The 5,252-nt window shown below is 74.4% G+C and carries 6 protein-coding genes; 2 read left to right on the top strand and 4 right to left on the bottom strand.

The features are described from left to right. Both EEJ42_RS34500 and EEJ42_RS34505 read left to right on the top strand, forming a co-directional pair. Positions 1-761, top strand: a 761-nt coding sequence (locus tag EEJ42_RS34500; protein ID WP_148082129.1) for a GNAT family N-acetyltransferase, incomplete at its 5' end; no start/stop codon positions are given. Continuing rightward, positions 758-1,585, top strand: coding sequence for a transglutaminase-like and tetratricopeptide repeat-containing protein (locus EEJ42_RS34505; protein ID WP_123106087.1), 828 nt, complete (start codon positions 758-760; stop codon positions 1,583-1,585). The genes EEJ42_RS34500 and EEJ42_RS34505, both read left to right, overlap by 4 nt. A gap of 5 nt (positions 1,586-1,590) precedes the next feature. Here the strand turns inward: EEJ42_RS34505 and EEJ42_RS34510 are convergent, their stop codons facing one another. Genes EEJ42_RS34510 through EEJ42_RS34520 form a run of 4 tightly spaced genes read right to left on the bottom strand, consistent with a single transcriptional unit; the run spans position 1,591 to position 5,146 of the window. After that, a complete protein-coding gene (locus EEJ42_RS34510) occupies positions 1,591-2,163 on the bottom strand; it encodes a response regulator transcription factor (protein ID WP_246097570.1) in 573 nt (190 codons plus the stop codon). Between the two features lie 60 nt (positions 2,164-2,223). After that, positions 2,224-3,444, bottom strand: a complete 1,221-nt coding sequence (locus tag EEJ42_RS34515; RefSeq protein WP_184503416.1) for a sensor histidine kinase — start codon at positions 3,442-3,444, stop codon at positions 2,224-2,226. Beyond that, a complete protein-coding gene (locus EEJ42_RS51345) occupies positions 3,441-4,184 on the bottom strand; it encodes an ABC transporter permease (RefSeq protein WP_184503418.1) in 744 nt (247 codons plus the stop codon). Before EEJ42_RS51345 ends, EEJ42_RS34515 begins: the two co-directional genes overlap by 4 nt. Before the next feature lie 2 nt (positions 4,185-4,186). Further along, positions 4,187-5,146, bottom strand: coding sequence for an ABC transporter ATP-binding protein (locus EEJ42_RS34520; RefSeq protein ID WP_184503417.1), 960 nt, complete (start codon positions 5,144-5,146; stop codon positions 4,187-4,189). Positions 5,147-5,252 lie beyond the last annotated feature (106 nt).

Genomic DNA, 5,252 nt, shown 5'->3' on the forward strand with positions numbered 1-5,252 from the left:
CGGCGAACGCGCGCGAGCTGGACCGGGTCGCCGCCCGCGCCTGGCCGCCCACCGAGCGCGAGCCGCTGGGCGAGTGGGAGCTGCGCGCGTCCGGCGGGTTCACCCGGCGCGCCAACTCCGTCCTGCCGCTCGGCGACCCCGGCTGCGGTCTCGACGAGGCGCTGCGCCGGGTGACCGGCTGGTACGCCGAGCGCGGGCTGCCCGCGTACGTCCAGGTCAGCACGGGCGCCGAGGGCACCCAGGAGTCGCTGGCCGCGGAGCTGGAGACGCGCGGCTGGACCCGGGAGGTCTCCGCGCAGGTGCGCATCGCGGCCCTGGCCCCGATCGCCGACCAGGACGCCGACGTCGCGGCGGTGACGCTCTCCCGGCAGATCGACGACGCCTGGCTGGCCCGCTACCAGCGCTCCGCCCGGCCCACCCCCGAGGCGCTGTCGGTGCTCTCCGGTGGCCCGTCGGTGTGGTTCGCGACCATACGCGGCGAGGCGACGGAGGGTGCCCCCGCCGCGATCGGGCGCTGTGTGGTCGACGGCCGCTGGGCCGGGTTCGCGGCGGTGGAGACCGCCCCGGAGCAACGGCGGCAGGGGCTGGCCCGAGCCGTGATGACCGCGCTGGCCCGCCGGGCGCTGGAGGAGGGTGCCTCGGCTGCGTACCTCCAGGTCGAGACGGACAACAGCGGTGCCCACGCCCTCTACGAGGGCATGGGATTCACCCTCCACCACAGCTACCACCACTGGCGCGCGCCCAGCACCGATCACGCATGAACGAGATGTCACCACGCCGCAGATTCGCCGACGCCGCCCGCGAGGAACGCCCCGACCTGGCCCTGCTGTGCCTGCTGATGGGCATGGTGGCCGACGACGGGCTGGACGAGGCCGGGATCGACGAGGCGCAGATCGAGCTCGACCGGCTGGCCGGTGAGGTTCCGTTCGCCCCCGGCGGGCCCGCCGCCTGGGCCGACGCCCTCGCCCGGGTGCTCGGCGAGCGGTACGGCTTCCGGGGCTCGGCGGCCGACTACCGGCGGCTGGACTCCTCGCTGCTGCACCAGGTGCTGCGGCGCCGCCGCGGGCTGCCGATCCTGCTGTCGCTGGTGTGGATGGAGGTCGCGCGGCGGGCGGGCGCACCGGTGTACGGGGTCGCGCTGCCGGGCCACTTCGTGGTCGGCTTCGGCGATCCGTACGGGGACCACGTACTGGCCGACCCGTTCGACGGCGGCCGGAGGCTGTCCGGCCAGGACGCGGCGCTGCTGGTGTCGGGGGTCACCGGCGCGCCGCCGGAGCCGTCGGTGCTGGGCCCGGCCGATCCGCTGGACATCATGCTGCGGATCCTCAACAACGTCCGCGCGTGGGCCGCCGCCCGCCCCGAGCGCACCGACGTCCAGCTGTGGGCGGTCGAGCTGGCGCTGCTGCTGCCCAGCCATCCCGCGCGGCTGCGCTACGAGCGCGCGCAGCTGCTGGTCGAGCGCGGCGACTTCCTCACCGGGGCGCGGGAGCTGGAGGAGTACGCGGAGGTGGTGGCCGTGATGGAGCCGGAGGCGGCGGAGGCGGTACGGCGCCAGGCGCGCGCGGCCCGGGCGCGGCTCAACTGAACCTCTCAGAGCCAGCCCTTGTCGCGGGCGATGCGGACCGCCTCGGCCCGGTTGCGGGCGGCCGTCTTCTGGATGGCCGTGGAGAGGTAGTTGCGGACGGTGCCCTGCGACAGGCCCAGCGCCCGGGCCAGCTCGGCGTTGGTCGAGCCGTCCGCGGAGGCGCCCAGCACCTCGCGCTCCCGCGCGGTCAGCGGGCTGGCCCCGTCCACCAGGGCGGCCGCGGCCAGGGTCGGGTCGATGACCCGCTCGCCGCGCAGCACCCGCCGTATCGCGTCGGCGAGCTGGGCGGCGGGGGCGTCCTTGACCAGGAAGGCGTCCGCGCCGGACTCCATGGCCCGGCGCAGATAGCCGGGGCGGCCGAAGGTCGTCAGGATCACGATCCGCACCCCGGGCTCCGCCGCGTGCAGCGCGGCGGCCGCGTCGAGCCCGCTCAGCCCCGGCATCTCGATGTCCAGCAGCGCGACATCGGGCCGATGGGCCCGGGCCGCGTCCACGACCTCGTCGCCGCGCGCCACCTGGGCGACGACCTCGATCTCGTCCTCCAGCCCGAGCAGCGCGGCCAGCGCCTCCCGCACCATCGACTGGTCCTCGGCGAGCAATACCCGGATCACCCGGGCAGCGTATCCGGCGGCGGCCGGTCAGGGATCGGGGGCGGACTCGACGGGGAGATTCGCGGGGGCGCCGCGGGACAGCGGGGCCAGGGCGCGGAGGGTGAAGCCGCCGTGGTCGTTCGGGCCGGTCTCCAGACGGCCGTCGGCCAGCTGGAGCCGCTCGGCGAGGCCGTTCAGCCCGTTGCCGTGCGGGCCGGTCGCGCCGCGACCGTCGTCGGTGACGGTCAGGCACAGCTCGTCGCCCACCTCGGTGAGGGTCACGGTGCAGCGGCGCGCCCCGCTGTGCCGGACCACGTTGGTGACGGCCTCGCGCAGCGCCCAGGCCAGCGCGCCCTCCTGGTCGGGCGGCAGGTCCGGGTGGTGGGCGCCGGCCCGGTGCAGGTCGGCGGTGATGCCCGCGGCGGCGAGCGCGGTGCGGGCCCCGGCCAGCTCGGCCTCCAGGGTGGGGCGGCGGAAGCCGCTTACCGCCTCCCGCACGTCGACCAGGGCCTGCCGGCTGACCCGTTCGATGTCGGCGACCTGCTGGGCCGCCTGTTCGGGCTTGCCGGGCAGCATCCGCCCGGCCAGTTCGCTCTTGAGCGTGATCAGCGAGAGCGAGTGGCCCAGCAGGTCGTGCAGGTCGCGGGCGAGCCGCAGCCGCTCCTCGTTGGCGGCGAGCTGGGCGACGGTGGCGCGGGCCTCGCGCAGCGCCCGGGTCGTACGGAGCATCTGCCCCACCGCGCTCATCGCGAAGCCGCCGAGCAGGGAGGGGACGACCAGGGCGGACATGAGGTCGTGCGAGCTGCGGACCAGCAGGCCGACGCCCACCATGGCGACGGTGTTCAGCGGGATCGCCCACCGGGCGAGCCGCGGCGGCAGGACCGCGCCGAAGGCGACGGAGACATAGACGGCGAGCACCAGCCAGGCGTCGCCCAGGGTGACCGTGAGGACGGCGGCGAGCGCGCAGATCGCCCCCAGCGCCCGGGTGATGGCGGTCCGGTCCAGGTTCCGGCCGGTGTACCGGAACACCAGCAGCAGATAGATGGTGACGAAGACCAGCAGGCCGAGCGCGCCGAACACGGTGGCGGGGACGGTGTGGTGGCCCTCCGCGAGGTCGCTCACCGGCGCGCCCAGGTAGGCCATCCAGATCCCGATCCACATCAGCTTGATCAGGGCCTGTCGGCGGTTCTCGGGGCTCCGGCCGATGGCCGGAGCGTTCGTGTCCTCGTCGTCGGCCGCCGCGTCGCGCCACCAGGTCGGCCGGCTCATGTCGTGCGGGTGTCCTTGCGGTACAGCCAGGCCGCCGCGCCCGAGAAGAGGACCAGGTAGGCGGCGAGCAGGGCCACGTCCCTCGCGTGCGGGGCGTTGCCCACCTCGATGGCCTGGCCGAGCGCGGCGTAGGCGTGGGTGGGCAGCCAGGCGCCGATGTCCCGCAGCCACTGCGGGTAGGAGGCCATCGGCATCCACAGGCCGCCGAGGATCGACAGACCGAAGTAGATGATCATCGTCAGGGGCCGCACCGCGTCGCCGGTGGCCAGATAGCCGATGGCCACGCCCAGGGCGGCGAAGACGAGCGAGCCCGCCCAGATGGCGCCGGTCAGCGCGAGCCACTGCCAGGCGGCGTCCAGCCGCACGCCCTTGGCGGTGGCGGCCACGATGAAGACGATCACGATGGAGGGCAGGGTGGAGACCGCGGCCGAGGCGATCTTGGCCGTCACATAGCCGCGTCCGGGCAGCGAGGTGAGCCGCAGCTGCCGCACCCAGCCGCCCTCGCGCTCCTTGGCGATCTGCTCGCTGTTGCCCATCAGGGCGGCGGTCAGCGCGCCGAAGGAGGCCATCGCGACCATGTAGTAGAGCGGCATCGACAGAGGGGTGCCGGGGGCGATGTCCGTCTTCTTCGAGGCGCCCGCGATCATCAGGAAGAGCAACGACGGGTAGATGACCGTGAAGAACATGAACCTCTTGTTGCGCAGTGCGCGGACGATCTCCAGCTTGACCAGGGTCGTCATCGTCACGCCTCCTCGGGCGTCGTGGCGGCGTCGGTGATGGCGAGGAACGCCTGCTCCAGGCCGAGCCCGGCGACCTCCAGGCCGCGCGGGTAGAGCCCGAGTCCGTACATCGCGTGCACGGTCGCGTCCGCGTCGGTGGACCGCATCCGTACCGTACGCCCCGCTACGTCGAGGCCGGTCAGGGCGGGGAGGGCGCGCAGCGCCGCCTCGTCGGGCGGGCCGTCCAGGGTGAAGGAGATCCGCCGGACCCCGGCCATCGCCTTGATCTCGGCGGACGAGCCGTCCGCCAGCACCCGGCCGCGGTGCAGCACGATCACCCGGTCGGCGATCGCGTCGGCCTCTTCGAGGTAGTGGGTGGCGAACAGGATGGTGCGGCCCTGCCGGGCCTGGTCGCGCATCGAGCCCCAGAAGGACTGCCGGGACGAGACGTCCATCCCGGTCGTCGGCTCGTCCAGCACGATCAGGTCGGAGGCGCCCGCGGTGGCGAAGGCGAAGCGCAGCCGCTGCTCCTGGCCGCCGGAGAGCTTGTTCACCTTGCGGCCGGCGATCTCGGTGAGGTCCGCCCGCTGAAGGACCTCGTCGACCGGGTGGCCGTGGGGGTGCAGATCGCAGGCGAGCCGCACCAGCTCGCGGACGGTGACTTCCTGCATGAGGCAGCCGCTCTGGAGCATCGCGCCGACCCGGCCGCGGGCGATGGCCTGGTGCGGCGTGGTGCCGAAGACCTCGACGCGGCCGCTGTCGGGGGTGCGCAGTCCGAGCAGCAGATCGAGGGTGGAGGACTTGCCCGCGCCGTTGGGTCCCAGCAGGGCGACGGTCTCGCCCGGGTGGAGGTGGAGGTCGAGGCCGTCCACGGCGCGCACGGTGCCGTAGCTCTTGCTGACGCCGGTGAAGCCCACCACCGGCCGGGAGGCCGCGGTGTCGGCCCGCTCGCCGGTGGCGGAGGGTGCGGTGGTCGCTGTCATGGCCCCAGCTTCGCCGAGCGGGGCCCTCCGGCGGCAGTGTCTGTGGTCGTGACCTGGAGATGACAGATGTCATGGGTCAAGACCGCGGCCCCCGCCCGGCGGTGCC

Source organism: Streptomyces botrytidirepellens, from assembly GCF_003721215.1.
GTDB lineage: Bacteria > Actinomycetota > Actinomycetes > Streptomycetales > Streptomycetaceae > Streptomyces > Streptomyces himastatinicus.